Raw genomic sequence first — 458 nt, 5'->3', positions numbered from 1 at the left:
TCGACAAGCTGTCCCCCGTGGACGCCTGGCGCGCGCTCACCGGTGAGCAGGCGGCGCCCGAGGCGCTCGTGGCCGCGCAGGAGCGCGCCAAGCAGCTCACGGCCAGCAGTCCCGTCGTCCCGCTCGTCGTCCAGTCGCCCGTGAGCGCCGGCACCCACTACGGCCCCACCCAGGAGGGCGAGGTGCGTGCCTCCGCCGGATGCGACCCGGTCTGGTTTCACAACACCTTCTGCGCGGCCACCTACGACTGGAAGCAGTGCCTGCTGAACCACCGCAACGGCGCCTATGCGCAGTCGGGCAGCGTGGACTATCACAGGACCGCCGCCTGCTCGATTGACGGCTACATCGTCATCAACGTCCAGGGGCAGGCCGTCCAGGGTATCGGCCCCGGCCAGTACTACTGGTACTGGAAGAGCGGCAGCAACTTCGCCTACCGCTCGGACATCACCAGCGCCTCG

General features: G+C 69.2%; 1 protein-coding gene. It reads left to right on the top strand.

What is annotated here, in order from left to right:
• A partial coding sequence (locus tag D7Y04_RS44785) for a hypothetical protein (RefSeq protein WP_158627695.1) occupies positions 1-458 on the top strand: 458 nt, incomplete at both ends.

The sequence above is a fragment of the Corallococcus sp. AB038B genome (assembly GCF_003668955.1).
Taxonomy (GTDB): domain Bacteria; phylum Myxococcota; class Myxococcia; order Myxococcales; family Myxococcaceae; genus Corallococcus; species Corallococcus exiguus.
The sequence above is the reverse complement of the archived record's forward strand: the minus strand, read 5'-3'. Positions and strand labels throughout refer to the sequence as shown.